Origin of the sequence: Myxococcus sp. AM011 (genome assembly GCF_013372595.1) — a bacterium.
Lineage (GTDB): Bacteria > Myxococcota > Myxococcia > Myxococcales > Myxococcaceae > Myxococcus > Myxococcus eversor.
This window is the reverse complement of record NZ_JABXEM010000068.1, coordinates 1-13,964: the sequence shown is the minus strand read 5'-3', so window position 1 is coordinate 13,964 and position 13,964 is coordinate 1. Positions and strand designations below refer to the sequence as shown.

At 69.6% G+C, this 13,964-nt stretch carries 15 protein-coding genes and 1 pseudogene; 2 read left to right on the top strand and 14 right to left on the bottom strand.

The window, feature by feature from the left end:
• Positions 1-18 precede the first annotated feature (18 nt).
• Positions 19-2,556, bottom strand: a complete 2,538-nt coding sequence (locus HUW62_RS16420) for an adenylate/guanylate cyclase domain-containing protein (RefSeq protein WP_176435006.1) — start codon at positions 2,554-2,556, stop codon at positions 19-21.
• A 162-nt stretch (positions 2,557-2,718) separates the two neighbouring features.
• Here HUW62_RS16420 and HUW62_RS16415 point away from each other — a divergent pair, with 162 nt between their 5' ends.
• Positions 2,719-3,588, top strand: coding sequence for a hypothetical protein (locus tag HUW62_RS16415; RefSeq protein ID WP_176434993.1), 870 nt, complete (start codon positions 2,719-2,721; stop codon positions 3,586-3,588).
• Between the two features lie 372 nt (positions 3,589-3,960).
• Here the strand turns inward: HUW62_RS16415 and HUW62_RS16410 are convergent, their stop codons facing one another.
• The 8 genes from HUW62_RS16410 to HUW62_RS16375 all read right to left on the bottom strand — a co-directional run bounded on the left by HUW62_RS16410 (position 3,961) and on the right by HUW62_RS16375 (position 8,229).
• Positions 3,961-4,878 carry a hypothetical protein gene (locus HUW62_RS16410; RefSeq protein WP_176435005.1) on the bottom strand — a complete coding sequence of 306 codons (918 nt, stop codon included), beginning with the start codon at positions 4,876-4,878 and terminating at the stop codon, positions 3,961-3,963.
• 173 nt (positions 4,879-5,051) lie between these two features.
• Entirely contained in the window at positions 5,052-5,345 is a 294-nt protein-coding gene (locus tag HUW62_RS16405; RefSeq protein WP_163868465.1) for a YtxH domain-containing protein, read from the bottom strand.
• Positions 5,346-5,396: 51 nt separating this feature from the next.
• Positions 5,397-5,843, bottom strand: coding sequence for a hypothetical protein (locus HUW62_RS16400; protein WP_163868464.1), 447 nt, complete (start codon positions 5,841-5,843; stop codon positions 5,397-5,399).
• Positions 5,844-5,856: 13 nt separating this feature from the next.
• A complete protein-coding gene (locus HUW62_RS16395) occupies positions 5,857-6,057 on the bottom strand; it encodes a hypothetical protein (RefSeq protein ID WP_141648728.1) in 201 nt (66 codons plus the stop codon).
• Between the two features lie 57 nt (positions 6,058-6,114).
• A complete protein-coding gene (locus HUW62_RS16390; RefSeq protein ID WP_163868463.1) occupies positions 6,115-6,336 on the bottom strand; it encodes a DUF3618 domain-containing protein in 222 nt (73 codons plus the stop codon).
• Entirely contained in the window at positions 6,326-6,745 is a 420-nt protein-coding gene (locus HUW62_RS16385) for a phage holin family protein (protein ID WP_163868462.1), read from the bottom strand. The genes HUW62_RS16390 and HUW62_RS16385 overlap by 11 nt, the downstream gene beginning before the upstream one ends.
• A gap of 140 nt (positions 6,746-6,885) precedes the next feature.
• Entirely contained in the window at positions 6,886-7,653 is a 768-nt protein-coding gene (locus HUW62_RS16380; RefSeq protein ID WP_163868461.1) for an endonuclease/exonuclease/phosphatase family protein, read from the bottom strand.
• 9 nt (positions 7,654-7,662) lie between these two features.
• Positions 7,663-8,229, bottom strand: a complete 567-nt coding sequence (locus HUW62_RS16375; RefSeq protein WP_176434992.1) for a hypothetical protein — start codon at positions 8,227-8,229, stop codon at positions 7,663-7,665.
• A gap of 306 nt (positions 8,230-8,535) precedes the next feature.
• Between HUW62_RS16375 and HUW62_RS16370 the strand changes: the two genes are divergently transcribed.
• Positions 8,536-9,441: a M23 family metallopeptidase gene (locus HUW62_RS16370; protein WP_176434991.1), complete on the top strand. Its 906-nt coding sequence runs from the start codon at positions 8,536-8,538 to the stop codon at positions 9,439-9,441.
• A 42-nt stretch (positions 9,442-9,483) separates the two neighbouring features.
• Here the strand turns inward: HUW62_RS16370 and HUW62_RS16365 are convergent, their stop codons facing one another.
• From HUW62_RS16365 to HUW62_RS16345, 5 genes and pseudogenes are all read right to left on the bottom strand, one after another.
• Entirely contained in the window at positions 9,484-10,281 is a 798-nt protein-coding gene (locus HUW62_RS16365; protein WP_163868458.1) for an enoyl-CoA hydratase/isomerase family protein, read from the bottom strand.
• Complete coding sequence (locus HUW62_RS16360; RefSeq protein WP_176434990.1) at positions 10,215-10,931, bottom strand: TetR/AcrR family transcriptional regulator; 717 nt, start codon at positions 10,929-10,931, stop codon at positions 10,215-10,217. The genes HUW62_RS16365 and HUW62_RS16360 overlap by 67 nt, the downstream gene beginning before the upstream one ends.
• Before the next feature lie 109 nt (positions 10,932-11,040).
• On the bottom strand, positions 11,041-12,579 hold the full coding sequence (locus HUW62_RS16355; protein ID WP_163868456.1) for a hypothetical protein: 1,539 nt from the start codon (positions 12,577-12,579) through the stop codon (positions 11,041-11,043).
• Between the two features lie 156 nt (positions 12,580-12,735).
• Entirely contained in the window at positions 12,736-13,086 is a 351-nt protein-coding gene (locus HUW62_RS16350) for a helix-turn-helix domain-containing protein (protein WP_015348690.1), read from the bottom strand.
• Between the two features lie 58 nt (positions 13,087-13,144).
• Positions 13,145-13,964 (bottom strand): annotated as a pseudogene (locus HUW62_RS16345) (LPS-assembly protein LptD); the annotation flags it as partial.

Here is a 13,964-nt window from a genome sequence, read left to right as displayed (position 1 = left end):
GGCGCGCGGACACGAGCGTCACGCCGCGACAGCGATGTGCTCACCCTCATCCACGCCGTGCACTCCGTCCCACTCCGCGGGTGGCGGCGTGACGATGAAGCGGGCACATCGCGCCGCGTACACGGCGGAGACGGGGTCCTTGAAGTCGGTGGCGGAGCGCTCGAAGAGGGCATGTGCCTCCGCGAAGCGGCGCTGGTGGTACGCGGTGAGGGCCTTCTCGTGCATCGCGAGCTGCTCCTGCTGCGGGCCGGTGATGTCACCCTTCCGTCCCATCAGCTCGTGCACGCGCAGCGGCTCCGCGCGTCCCTTGAGCCTCACCCGGTCCACCACGCGGAACACGTAGTTGTCGCCCGCGAGCGACGCGGTGCCATCCCCCACCAGCACATAGGTGCCGTACACCTTGTTCAGCGACTCCAGTCGGGCGGCCATGCCCACCGCGTCACCGAGCACGGTGTAGTTGGACTTCAGCTCGCTGCCCATGTCGCCGACCACGACTTCGCCCGTGTCCACGCCGGCGCGGAAGCTCAAGCGGCGGCCGAACTTCTTCTCCCAGGCGTCCTGCTTCTCCGCCAGCACCGCGCGCAGCTTCAACGCGGCCTCGCAGGCCAGGTGCGCATGGCGCTCCGTGCGCACGGGCGCGCCCCAGAACGCCATCACCGAGTCGCCGATGTACTTGTCCACCTGCCCGGCCGTGGAGCGCACCACCGCCGCCATCTCCAGGAGGTACTCGTTGAACAGGCCCACGAGCTGCTCGGGCGTCATGCCCTCCGACAGGCGCGTGAAGCCCTCGATGTCGCAGATGTACACGGACATCCGGCGTCGCTCGGGGCGCATCAGGCTCAAGTCCCGCGTCACCAACCGGGCGACCTCGGGGCTGACGTAGCGGCCCAGCGCCGTCTGCACGAAGTCGCGAATCTGCTGCTCGTTGCGGAAGGCGTAGACGGTGGTGACGGCGAAGGCCCCCACCATGGCCAACAGCGGCCCCGCCATCGCCACCCAGAGCCGCTGCTCGATGAACACGTAGAAGACCGCCGCCGTGTAGCCCGCACCCGCGAGCGCCAGTCCACTCACGTAGAGCAGCGCGCCCCGCAGCGAGCGCAAGAGGAAGCTCAGCGACAGCGCGAGGAAGGCCCCCAGGAACGCGAGCCCCACCGTCAGCCCCAAGTCGTAATCCGCGGGGGCCCGGGAGATGCCCTCGGAGCGCAGGATGTTGGCCAGCGCCTGCCCCAGAATCGCGCCCCCCGGAGTCTCCAGGCCAATGGGCGTGTGCCGCAGGTGGCCGGACTCGCCCGCCGTGCGCGTGAGGACGACGGTGCGGCCCTCCAGGTCGTTGTCGAAGCGCGCGGGGCGCTCATCCGCCACGTCGAAGACATTGAGCAGCACGTTCCACGCGCGAATCGAGCGCGCCAGCGAGCCGCGAGAGCCCCGCCCCGCCGTCGGCGCGTCCCAGCGCATCAGGCTGTAGCCCGACGCATCCATCGGCACCGAATACGCATCCCCCACGTGCAGCCGGCCATCCACGTAGCGAAGCGTGCGCGTGTTGGCCAGCCGCATGGCCGCCGCGAGCGGGAGCGACGGCAGCACGTGGCGCCCATCCCGTGCTGGATACGCCACCAGATGGGGGATTCCGCGCACCACGCCATCCGGGTCCGCCGTCAGGGTGACGGCCCCATAGCCCGAGCCACCGCCCATCAGCGGCGCCACCGGATGCTGGAGCTGGCGCACCTCCACCAGCTTCGCGGGGTCAATCCCCTCGACCTGCACCTCCGCCAGCGAGATGAACAGTTCCGTGGGGCCGATGCGGTACGTGTCGTCCGTGGCACGGCGCTCGGCGATGGCGGCCCCGGGCGAGCCCAGCCGCGTCCCCAGCTCCTTCCCATCCGCCTCGTCCGAGGCACCGCCCCAGACCTCCACCTGACTTCCCGCGGGGATGACGAAGGCGGGGCGCTGCACGGCGAGCACCGCCTGCGCCCTCGCGCGCGCCTCGGCGGAGCTGGGGAACGTGCCCACCTTCACCCGATAGGGCCAGAGGCGACTCGCGGGAGGCAGCACCCGTGAGCCCTGCGACTCCCAGGAGAAGGACAGGAGCGCCTTGCCCGAGTCCCGCTCCAGGAACTCGCGGAACGAGGCGTCGTCGCTGGAGATGGCGCCGGGTGACAGCTTCGGGTTGACGCATGCGTTGGGGCTCAGCTCGGGGAACGGCAGGTCCAACAGCACCAGCAGCGCGCCCTCCTCCACCAGCCGGTGCGCCATGGCGCCCACGAGCTGCCGGGGCCAGGGCTGGGTGGCGATGCCAGGGCGGTCATCCTGACGCGCCTCGGCGAGGGTCTCCTCGTCGATGGCCACGACGACGGCCTCATCCGGCCGCTCCGAGCGAGCCCCGAGCTCCAGCACGCGCCAGTCGTAGGTGCGCCGCTCCAGCCCTTCGAGCCAGGCCTGCGCCATCTCCACGACGCCCGAGGGCACCCACGTGGGCGAGTCCCCTCTCGGGGCCGCCGGCTGGGGGGCCCGCAGATACACGAGGATCCCCAGCACACAGCCGAAGAATGCGGCCATGGCCAGGGAGAAGCCGAGCCGCTTGAAGAAGCGCCGGCTCGCGGAGTGAACGCGGTGTCCTTGCACGAGTGCCCGCAGGATACCCCGAGAAGCCCCAGTGCGCGGGGCTTGTCGCGCGTGCCTGCTATGCTCGGCGGACTCGCCGCACCCTGGGTCCACCCGATGAAACGCCTCCTCCTGTCCGCCTCCGTGACTGCTCTCTTCCTTGCTCCCCTGGCGTGCGACCTGGAGAAGACGGGGGCCCAGCTCACCGCCGACCACGTCATGGTGGGCACCCTCCTGGCCACGCCAGAGGTGGAGATCTCCGCCTCGGCGCTCGCGGGCTTCGACGCTGGGACGTTCAGTCCGGATGGCGGCGACGTCATCTCGCTGCCCGCGCAGACGGCGGCCCTGGTGTTCTTCGGCACGAAGTCTGGCGAGAACTCGCAACCCTCGGGGGTGTCCGGCGCCACGGCGACGTTGCAGCCCACGGGAGGAACCGCCACGGCACTGACGGAGGACGGCTCGGGCAGCTACAGCCGCACCAACGTGGGCGGGAGCGACCCGGGCCTGGCGTACCAGTCCGGCGCCACGTATCAGTTCATCGCCTCGCGCAACGGCACCCGCTACGTGGGACAGGTCGAAGATGCGCCCATCCAGGAGGCCATCGGCAAGTTCCACCCCGCGGAAGGGTTCCTGCGCCACGCCTCCGGGACGTCACTGACGTTCGACCGGGCCGCGGCTTCGGGCGGCAAGGAGCGCACGCTGGGCTTCGTCACCGTGGTGCCGCTCAGCTCCGATGGAGAGAAGGGCCAGCCGACGTACTCGAACATGCCCACCACGCCCCTGGAGTTCCTCCAGCTCGTCGCGGTGCCGGGCTCATTCCGCGAGGCGCAGGTGACGATTCCGGGCACGGCCTTCCCCAGGGCCAATCAGACGTACCTGGTCATCTTCCAGGCCGTGCGGCTGGGCGGCGCGGAGTCCGACAACCTGTTCATCGGCAGCGCGCTGCTCGCGGGCACCGCCGACGTGGGCATCATCCGGACGAACTGAGCCGCGCACGGTGGCGCCTCGGCGCGGGCTCACGTGCATGGCGGGGCTATCGATGGGCGACCTGAACAGGGGCTGAGCCGGGCCCCTGCTTCCGGAGGTCGTGAAGGCGCGCGCCAGGGACAGCGTCTCTACAAGAGGCCGTCCTGGGCGCCAGCGGAGCCAGCACCGCCGCTCTGCCAGGAGAGTCGTCGCGAGAGGGCGACACTCCCTGGGGCAGGAGCGCCGCCGCGCTGGAGTAGACACCCTCGTCGCGGTCCACGGACCTCAACCAACGGAAAGAAGTCCGCGAGGCGAAGCACCCACGCACCGGCGCCCACCAGCAACAACGGCCACCAGGGATGGTTGGCTCGACGCTCGATCGGTAGCGCTCACTCAGCCCGCTTCGATATCCAGGTCGATGCGCCCCGCCAGCTTGAGGCGCAACAGGTGCCCCGCGAAGCGCTCGGACTCCTCGCGACCGAGGACATTACGGAACGTCGCCCCCTCCGCCAGCTCCACCTCGAGCACGGCTCCGCGCTGGAGGAGTCGGAAGAAGTCCTCCCCTCCTCCCGGGCGCGGCACGGCCAACGGCAACATGCCCTTCACCGGAAGCACCTCCCCCGCGTCGCGCACGCGCGCCACCAACGCGGAGGCATCCGGCCTCACATCCGAGGGAGCCACCCCCTCGTCGGGATAGAGCGGCGCGGGTGGCAGGGCCACGTCCTCCGTGGAGTCATCCAGGAGGAACCCGTACCGCGACGGAATCCTCCCCGAGAAGAGCAGGCACAGCAGCACGGGCGTGTCACCCGACACGCGCTCGACATGGAGGATGGAGCGCTCCGCTCCCACGCGGCGCAAGAGCAACGTCAGACGCGGACGCTGCACCGCCAGGTGTCGCTGCACCCGGTCCTTCAGCGTGGAGCGAATCTCCGCGAAGGCCGCCGAGTAGCCCGCCTCGGACTCCGCCTCACGCGCCGCGAGCGCCTCGCGCGTCTTCGCCAGCTTCTCCTCGGCATCGCGCAGGAAGTCCCCCGCTGACGCCGATGCGGGCACCAGCCCCGGCTCCGTGGACGCCGTCGGCTCCAGGCCCGCCGCGCGCACGGCGCCCAACAGGAAGGAGCCCTGTTGATCCAACCGCTCCCGCTCCTCGCGGAACCGCGCGACGGAGGCCGCGTGCTCTCCCTTCAGCTCCAGCCACGCCTCATAACCCGACTCGAGCGTCTCCAACGCCCGCAGCCGCGCCAGCGCCGTCTCCGGCCCCGTCGCCGCGCTCACGGGCCCCAACACCCCACCCTTCGTCGTCTCACTCACGGCGGCGGAGTCTACACCCTGCCCGAAGCGGGGTTTCACGCGTCGACGCCAGGCCCGAGGCCCGCTCGGCCCCTCGCGCTCCAGAAACACGAAGGCCCCCACCCGACGCCGACTCGCGGCACACGGATGGAGGCCCTCACATCACGACAAGGTCCGCGCGGTGCGCTCGGACACTACGCCGTGCGGGACACGGGCGACTGCGCGCCCTGGGAAGGCGTCGTCTCGCCCTTGCCCAGCGTGTTCGTCAGGTACTCCTGGCCGCTCTGCAGCCGCTGCTTGAGGTCATCCCGGAGCTGGTTGCCCGGCTTCGGGGCCAGCAGCAGGCCCAGGCCCGCGCCGACCAGGATGCCCGCCGCGAACGCGCCCAGCACCGGCAACACGTCCTCCGCCGCGCTGCGACGGCTCTCCAGACCGATGAGGTTGAGCAGGTCGTCCTTGTCCATCTTCTTCAGGGAGTTCAGGTTCATTCGTGACTCCAACCAGGCTGTTACGTCGTGGGGAGATGAGACAGCGAAACGCTAGTAGGACGGCGGGCGCGGAGTCCCGGCGACGGACGCATCCGCCGACGCGGAGCCTTCCCGCGCGGGCGAGCCCATCACGCTCCGCCCCGTCTGATAACCCTGGAAGGCCGTCTCGGCCATGCCCAACAGTTCGTCCTTCACCAAGGGCAGCGCCGCCAGCCGCACGCCCAGCTTGAGGATGCGCGCGGTCAACGGCGTGAAGAGCCCGCCACCCAGCACGTAGCCCACGCCAATCGCGGCCGCCAGCATCCCGTACGGATTGCGCTCCACGCGGCCCCGCAAATCCAACGTCTGTCCCAGGTCACCCACCGCGCCCCTCGCATCGCTCCAGAGCTGCTGCGCCTCCGAGCCAATCTGGTCCACCCGTTGGCCGAACCCGGCGTCCGAGCCCTGCTCACGGGACGAAGGGTTGCCGTTGCCTGAAGCCCCTGGATAGTTCGTCATGAGTACCCTCTCTTCAGCGACGCGAGGCGATGCGTCCAACAAGGAAGCCCACGGCCACCGCGCCCAACAGGCACGTGCCGGGATTGGCGCGGATGAAGCTCACCACGCGGTTGTTCATGTCCACCAGGTTCTGCCGCGCCTCATCAATCTGGGGCACCACGCGGTCCTGGAGCTGACGGGCCCGGTCGGCCACCTGCTGCGGATTCATGTCCATGAAGGTCTTCTCCTCGGTTCAGTCAAAAGGTGAAACCACGAAGTCATCGGCCCGCGTTCAGCGACGCGAGCCCAAGAGGAAGCCCACCGCGAAGGCCGCGGCCACGCACTCGTGCGGATGGCGGCGCACCCACTCGCGCCAGTCGGCGGCGACCGCCACCTCCTCGCGCAGCGCGCTCACCGACGTGGCCAGCTCCTCGCGCGTCCGCTCGATATCCTGACGCAGGGTCGCGCTGGTGCGGGGCCCCGCCGTCTTCGGATGTCCATTGCTAGCGCCCATTCGAAAGTTCCTTCACAGGGGCCGGTGCCCCCAGGGCCGCCATGCTCCTCGACAGCTCATCCGTTGAGTCATCCATCATCTTCCGCGCCTTCAGCCGTTGCATCGCCCAGGCGATACCACCACCACCCGCCACCAGGTTGAGCAACGACACCGCGCCGAGCGCTCCAGCCCACCCCAGGTACGCGGACAGCACCGCCGCGAGCGCGCCGCACGCGAAGGCGTACCCCACCAGGATGAAGGGCACGAAGGCGGCGATCATCGCCACGTTCATGCCCGTGGCCTTCAGGTCCTCCGCGAGCTCCAGGCGTGCCAACTGGAGATGCTGCGTCACCAGCCGGCTGAAGCTGTCCGCCATGCGGCCGACGAGCGCGGCCAGGCCACGCTCCGTCTGTTCGCTCCCCACGTGCATTCACTCTCCGGCCGGCGCTCACGTCCTTACAGAAGTGGCGCCAACCTAGGCACCCCTGCCCTCCGGGACAACCTCATCCCGGCGTTTCTGTCCGGCGTTCGCAAGCGTCGGCCAGTCAACGCGCCCGCCGGTCCCCCACGCTACCCGATGAGCTCCACCGGTGGAGAGAGGGGAGACGTCGTCTGGGCGATGGGCGCCGTGAAGCGCAGGACGAGCGGCAGGTGGTCGGATGCAATGCGGCTGCGCTCCGTCCGGTGAGGGTGGATGGCGAGCGGCTTGACGCCCGAATCCACGTAGATGCGGTCCAACCGCAGCACGGGCCACCGCGTGGGGTAGGTCCGAGCAGGCGTCCCCAGCTCCAGCGCCGCGTCGTGGATGGCCTGGCGCACCAGCGAAGGCACCGCGCCGTTGCCCCAGTAGTTGAAGTCCCCGCACACCACGGCCGGGTCCTTGCGCACGGCGTCCCGGAGGATGTCCGAGCCCAGGAGCAACGCCTCCTGACGCCTGCGCTCCGACACCCGCAAGCCCAGGTGGAGAGAGAAGACATGGAGCTGCTGTCCCCCGCCCAGGTCCAGATCGCATCGCAGCGCGCCCCGAGGCTCGCGCCGCCCCACGCTCAAGTCGTAGTTCTTCGAGTGGAGGATGGGCAGCCGCGTGAGGACGGCGTTGCCGTAGCGCCGGCCGTTGCGCACCACGTTGGGGCCAAAGGCCATGTGCATCCCGAGCATGTCCGCCAGGTGTTCGGGCTGGTCCTCACGCGAGGTGCGCGCACGGAAGTCACCCACCTCCTGGAGCGCGACGATGTCCGCTCCGACTTCCCGGAGCACCTCACCCACGCGGCCCAGGTCGAACCGGCCGTCCGTCCCGATGCCGCTGTGGATGTTGTAACTGACGAGCGTCAGCTCCACGGAGCGCGGCTAACCGTGGAGGGGATTGAGGCGCCGCGCCGCCAGGCGGACCGCCTCGAAGGGCAGCGCCGCCAGCCGCGCCACCGCCTTGGCCACATCCCCCAGTCCGCCGCGCAGCGTCTGCAACTGACGCCCCGCTTCGTCGAAGAGGTCCGGCAGTCGGCCGCGCGGAGGCTGCTCGCTCGTGGGCGGCAGCGCGCCAATGGGCGTGGTGCCCCCGATGACGGGCTCCACCTCCCCCTTCGACGCCACCTTCTTGTTCTTGTCCTCCCGGAGCTTGTCCTCGCGGGCGGCGCGCTTCGACGCCGCGCGAGCGGGCATCGACGTGCCGTGGGAGAACTTGCCGTCGGGTTCCTGGCGGGCCAGCTCCTCCAACTGCGCCTCCATCTGTCGCGCGTGGAAGATCTCCTCCGTCTCGGAGAAGGACTTGCCGTAGTGGACTCCTTCGCGCTCCGCCAGCTCTTCGGTCTGCGAACGGGATTGAGCGAGGTGCTCCTTGTCCCGCCGACGCATGCTGCGGCTCTGCGGCAGAGTCTTCGGCGCCTGGAAATGGTCGAAGCTATAGGGACGAGGCATCCGCGAGTCTCCAAGAGTAATTGGGTCCAAGCAGAAGCTAGGAAGCCTGGAGGCGCGCCGGTACGGCTTGACGCCATGGCTGACAGTCGGCTGCCTGCTCTCCAGCCCGCCGGGCCGCGATTCCAGGCCCCTGCGACGTCCAAGTGCCGACAATGTCAGGCGTGCGCCGCCCGCTCGGAGACCGGGCAGCGGTGCGGGGCCGAGCAGGCACCCCAGCGGGCGCTCCTGGGGAGAGGAGCAACCGTTCGACACCTCGAGTTCCCGCCCTGGGAAGAGTCCGGGACTTCGTGGTGTAAAGAACGGCTCATGGCTCCGCACCCCGCTCGCTGGTTGAATTCCGCGCCCTCCCACGCGCTGCTCGCTCTGCTCGCCCTTGGCGCGAAGGCCCAGGCCGCCGAGCCCAAGCCCGGCGACCCGGTGTTGGTCTCGGTGCGGGGCATGGCGGGGATGCCCACCGGCACGCTCGCGGGGCGCCCGCTGCGCTTCTTCGCGTGGGGGGATGGCTTCCTCGCGGTGACAGGGCTGCCGGTGGAGCTGGCGCCGGGCAGCGCGCTGGCGCAGGTGGTGGGCCCGTCCTCGCTGGGCGGCGCGCCGCTGGAGCTGACCGGGAGCCTGGACGTGGTGGAGCCGGGCTATCCGTCGCGCGAGCTGCGCGTGTCCGGCAAGTACGTGGCGCCACCGGCCTCGGTGAAGGCGCGCATCGTCGCGGACCGGAAGGCCTTCGCGGTGGCGTTCTCCCAGCCCTTCAGCGCGCCACACTTCGCGCAGAACTTCGTCTGGCCCCGGCAGGACCGCATCACCGCGCCCTTCGGAGACCGGCGCACCTTCAACGGCAAGCTGTCCAGCCAGCACTTCGGCGTGGACATCGACGGGGACCCGGGCGCGCAGGTGACGGCCAGCAACGAGGGCACCGTCGTCATGGCGCGCGACAACTACTCCTCCGGCAAGACGGTGCTCGTGCACCACGGCGGAGACCTCTTCACCGCGTACTTCCACCTGTCGAAAATCCAGGTGAAGAAGGGCGACAAGGTGCAGCAGGGGCAGGCGCTGGGCCTCGTGGGCAGCACCGGCCGCGTCACCGGCCCCCACCTGCACTGGGGCGTGAAGGTGGATGGCATCTGGGTGGACGGCGAGTCGCTGCTGCGCCTGGACTTCTTCCCGCCCACCGCGCCCGCCGTGGCCAGCGGAGACACCGCGCTCAACAACCCCTGAGCGCGGGCCCCTTGAGCTCGGCCCGACAGCGCTCGCGCGAGGTCAGCGGTCGTTCCACTTCGGCGGGCGCTTCTCCATGAACGCGGAGACGCCCTCGCCGGCATCATCGGCCAGCACGTTGAGCGACAGCTGCGACGCGAGGAACTCCAGCGCCGCGGGCAGGGGCAGGTCCTCCGCCGTGAAGAAGGCGCGCCGGCCCAGGGAGAGCACCGCCTGGCTCTTGCCGGCCAGCTTCCCCGCCAGCGCCGCCACGGTGGCATCCAGCTCGGCTGGCGGCACCACGCGGTTGAGCAGGCCCAGCGCCAGCGCGTCGCGCACGGGGAGCCGGTCTCCCGTCAGCACCAGCTCCAGCGCCCGCTTGCGGCCCACGTGACGCTGCAGGAGCGCCATCATCATCATCGGGAACAGGCCCACGTCGATTTCAGGCGTACCCAGGTCCGCGCCCTCCACCGCGACGGCCAGGTCGCACGCGAGCACCAGACCCAGGCCGCCCGCCAGCGCGTGCCCGTTGACGCGCGCCACCGTGGGCTTGCGCGCCTCCTGGAACCGGCTCAGCAGCTTGCCGTAGGAGCGGCGCCCCTCGTGGGTGGCGAGGAAGCCCCCGTCGCCCACCATCTGCCCCAGGTCTCCGCCCGCGCAGAAGACCTTCTCGCCCGCGCCGGTGAGCACCACCACGCGCACGGCGGGGTCCGCATCCGCGCGCTCCAACCCGTCCATCAACGCCTTCACCACCGTGGGCGACAAGGCGTTGCGCGCCTTGGGCCGGTTGATGGTCAGGGTCGCTTGGGGGCCTTGGACTTCGTAGAGGACTTCTCCGACGACGGCTTCTCCGGCTTCCATGCGGCGCTCTCCGCGCCTGGCGACGCGTCCGCCAGCACGCCATGAAGGAAGGTATCGGCGATCTGCGCCTTCGCCCGCTCCAACGCCTGCGCATCCCGTGAGTCCGCAAGCCCCGTCACGAAGGCCGTCAGCCCCATCTCAATCGCGCCGAACAGCAGGGCGGAGGACAAGAGCGGGTCCGTGTCCGCGCGCAGCTCTCCCGCCTCCTTCGCCCGGATGAACAGCTCCGAGCTCAGGCGGATGGCGTCCACGAAGGCCGTCTGCCGGTTGATGCGGGAGCCCGCGGGACTCCGGGCAATCTCCAGGATGAGGACCTTCACCGCGCGCGGGTCCACCCGGTACGCCTCGAAGGCCACGTCCACCACGCCGTGCACCTTGGCCGAAAGCGGCCCCTCCCCCTCCACCACCGCGCGCACGCGCGTGACGAAGCCGCTCCAACCCGTGTCGAACACGGTCTCGAGCAACTCATCCTTGTTCTTGAAGTAGTGGTAGACGAGGCCGTAGGCGACTCCCGCCTCCTTCGCCACGTCAGCAATCCGGCAGCCGTGATAGCCCTTCCGGGCGAACACGTCGATGGCCGCCCGAAGGATGGTCCGGCGGCGCTCGCTCTCGCGATTCCCGTTGTCCGCCGCCGACTTGCTCTGGGCCACGACGTCCTCCACCGACTGGTTGATTCTTCAATCAGCCGGCGGGACCCTACGAACGCGGGCCCCCGGGGTCAATGGGTACTTCTCCGGGGGGCCCGCGCGAGACAGCGGACTAGAGCACGTCGCCCGTCACGACGGGCGCGGTGACGGACACCTTGTGCCCCTCGAGCTGGGCGGCGGTGTACGTGCAGGTGGCTTCCGTCTTCCAGACGACGGGCGCCGGGAACGGCCCGGGCTGCGGCTCCTGGGTGACGTCATGCTTGTCGCTGATGAGGTAGCGCTCCACGCTGTACGACGGGTACGTGAGCGGAATCTGCCCGGTGATGAAGGGGTCGACCTTCACCGGCCCCTCGGCGCCGCCGGTGCAGCCGTCCGACTCCGAGTTCTGGGCGATGTGGTTGTACCAGGGGTCCGACACCAGGAAGGTGGCGCCGGCCGAGCCGAAGTGGGTGATGTGGACGTTGGTCGCCGGAGGCGCCGGGGAGATCTGCCGCACGGTGTCCGCCTTGTCCAACTCATGGGGCACACCCGTCCAGAGGATGCGCTCCTGGACCCAGATGTTCGTGGACGCGTCATAGGTGCCGTTCTTGCCGTTCCACCGGCCATCGCCGTTGGTGTCGACGAAGCGCTCGCCCGGGTCCCACGTGCCGTTGTCGTTGTTGTCGACGAAGGGCTCGGTCAGGTCCACGAAGGCCTCGCCTGTGTCCCACTGGCCGTTGTTGTTGTCGTCGTCGAAGGCCTCTTCGCCCGTGGTGACGGCGATGAGGGCGACCAGGTTGTCGCGCGGGTTGTTGATGATGCCCGGGCGGATGGGGTCGGCGCGCTGGGGCTCCGGACGGTTGATGAACGGCTGGGGCGGGGTGTTGTAGGCCGCCAGCGGGCTCTGATCCCAGAGGAAGGGCTGCATCCACAGCGGGGCCAGGTACTCGCCGGTGTGGGTGGCGTCGTTGGTGGGCGTCCAGGAGAACTCGCCCGGCGCCACGTCATCCGGCAGCGGGAACGAGGTCTTGTAGAGGACCTCCGCGCTGCCCACCACGTCCGTGGTCGTCGTGGACGTGGGGCCGATGGTGCCCGCCTCGGTGAGGAAGGAGACCTGCGCGCCTTCGATTCCATCGCCGTTGCGATCAGCCACGTGGGCGAAGCAGCGCACCTTCACGCCGGCGATCAGGTTGCGCGCCTCGTCCCAGGCGCCAATGGCGTGGTGCAGACCGGACCCGTCACCGGACCACGAGCCGCACTGGAACGTGAACTGACGGGAGCTGGAGTCGGTGCCCGCGAAGCTGATGACCGGGGAGATGACCGACTTGGCCTCCGCACCCGTTCCCGCCGACGCGACGACGACCACCGAGGCGACGCGGCCTCCTCGGGCGACCACCTGCATGGAGACGATACCGTCGCCGGGGTTGGTCGTCCCCACCGCGGGAGAAATCTCGACACCCGGTACCGGTGACTGGAGGGTGAAGGTCACCTGCGTGCCGGCTTGCGCCATGCCTCGCGAGTCCACCGCGCGGAAGCGCAGGGTGGTGATTTCTCCCAGTCGCGGCCGAGCCGGAGACTGATCCACGAACTCAAGCGTGGCAGGAGCTGGCGAAGAGCACGCCAACAACACCATGCTCGTAAAGGCCACAAACGAGGCCAGACCCGGACGCATCAGCGACGACTCCTTGACGAAGAAGGAAGCGCGCTGTGCGCAAGCGGCGCACAGCGCATCTCCATCATCTTCCCGGTCAACCTACCGTCCAGTCAAGGACAGGACAGGAAGACCTCGGGGCCCCTTGCGTCCAACCAGGGGCCCCGAAGGTGCGATTCAGGCGACAGTGCCGCTGAACATCACCCGGGCGACCCCTAGCAGGCGGTCCACGTCCCGTGCGGTGAGGCCCCGGGCGCGCGCGAAATCAGAAAGAGGACGCAGCAGGTCCTCCGTCTGGGCAAGGGTCTGCTCCGTTCCCGTGAAAAGCTCTCCAAGGCTGACGCCGAGGGCGTTGGCCAGGGCGGCGAGCGTTTCCACGTGGGGCACACGCTCTCCACGCTCGATCATGGAAAGGAAAGAGACGCTGATCTGAGCCCGCTCCGCGAGCTCCTCCTGCGTCCACCGCTCCGGCCTCTGCGTACGAAGCTCGCGGATGCGCTGGCCGATTCGTTTTCCGAGATCCGACACGAAGTACTTCTCCTGGCTGCTTGGGGTTTGTGGAACCACCATGCACATGGGGTGATTCCTAGCCGCCCGAACCGAACGACCCGACACCGGCGACGCTGACATTGACATCGGAAAATTCCAACCGATTGTCACGCCGCAAAGTCACAACCCCTTCGATTCGCCAGCAGTCACACGCTGGTCCATACGACACGCCCAGTGTCTGCTGGGCGAAGGGCTTGAACTCTTGAGTTGTTTGATCTTGGTAAAGGGGCTGCACCAGAGCTTCGTACCGCACCCCGAGGCCAAATCCGAGCCTCAAACGCGCACCCGCGATGAGTGCCTGGGCCCGCTCGGCCGAGGGGATACCGGGCGTTTCCCGGGATACGCCGCCTACCAGGGCATCCAGAGGGCGCCGGATGGCATCTGGCCCCTGGGCGAAGGGAGATTCGCCGCTATCAATGGCGAGCTGGCGGGTGGTGAGGATGTCGTCGTAGCGGGCGTACAGCGCGGTGCCCTTGCCGTTGTCGATGGTGAAGTCCGCGCTGAGCTGGGTGATGCGACCGGACCGGGGGTCCATCCGGACCAGGCCCCCCGCGTTCAGCACGCCGGCGCTCACGCTGAGGCGCGCGAAGGTGTCACGCAGGACCGGCTCGGGGTCTCCCAGCTTGTTCGCGGCCGGAACATACCGCGTCAGGTCGAAGCCCTGGCCGATTCTCAGCCGGATGGGCTCCCGGACCAGGGCGCCCGTCTTGATGCGCAGGGACTGGTCCACCGCGAGCACGCCCTGGAGGAAACCCCGGGTGGAGCCGTCGAGCGCGAGCGGCACGGCGCGATCAATCTCGTCGTAGGGCTGGGCGAGCCCGTCCTCCTCGGCGCCCGCGGACGGCACCCTGCCCCAC

Coding starts and splice junctions, on each gene's coding strand:
- HUW62_RS16420 (WP_176435006.1), bottom strand. CDS start 2,556: ATGGCCGCATTCTTCGGCTGTGTGCTGGGGATCCTCGTGTATCTGCGG.
- HUW62_RS16415 (WP_176434993.1), top strand. CDS start 2,719: ATGAAACGCCTCCTCCTGTCCGCCTCCGTGACTGCTCTCTTCCTTGCT.
- HUW62_RS16405 (WP_163868465.1), bottom strand. CDS start 5,345: ATGAACCTGAACTCCCTGAAGAAGATGGACAAGGACGACCTGCTCAAC.
- HUW62_RS16400 (WP_163868464.1), bottom strand. CDS start 5,843: ATGACGAACTATCCAGGGGCTTCAGGCAACGGCAACCCTTCGTCCCGT.
- HUW62_RS16395 (WP_141648728.1), bottom strand. CDS start 6,057: ATGGACATGAATCCGCAGCAGGTGGCCGACCGGGCCCGTCAGCTCCAG.
- HUW62_RS16390 (WP_163868463.1), bottom strand. CDS start 6,336: ATGGGCGCTAGCAATGGACATCCGAAGACGGCGGGGCCCCGCACCAGC.
- HUW62_RS16385 (WP_163868462.1), bottom strand. CDS start 6,745: ATGCACGTGGGGAGCGAACAGACGGAGCGTGGCCTGGCCGCGCTCGTC.
- HUW62_RS16375 (WP_176434992.1), bottom strand. CDS start 8,229: ATGCCTCGTCCCTATAGCTTCGACCATTTCCAGGCGCCGAAGACTCTG.
- HUW62_RS16370 (WP_176434991.1), top strand. CDS start 8,536: ATGGCTCCGCACCCCGCTCGCTGGTTGAATTCCGCGCCCTCCCACGCG.
- HUW62_RS16365 (WP_163868458.1), bottom strand. CDS start 10,281: ATGGAAGCCGGAGAAGCCGTCGTCGGAGAAGTCCTCTACGAAGTCCAA.
- HUW62_RS16355 (WP_163868456.1), bottom strand. CDS start 12,579: ATGCGTCCGGGTCTGGCCTCGTTTGTGGCCTTTACGAGCATGGTGTTG.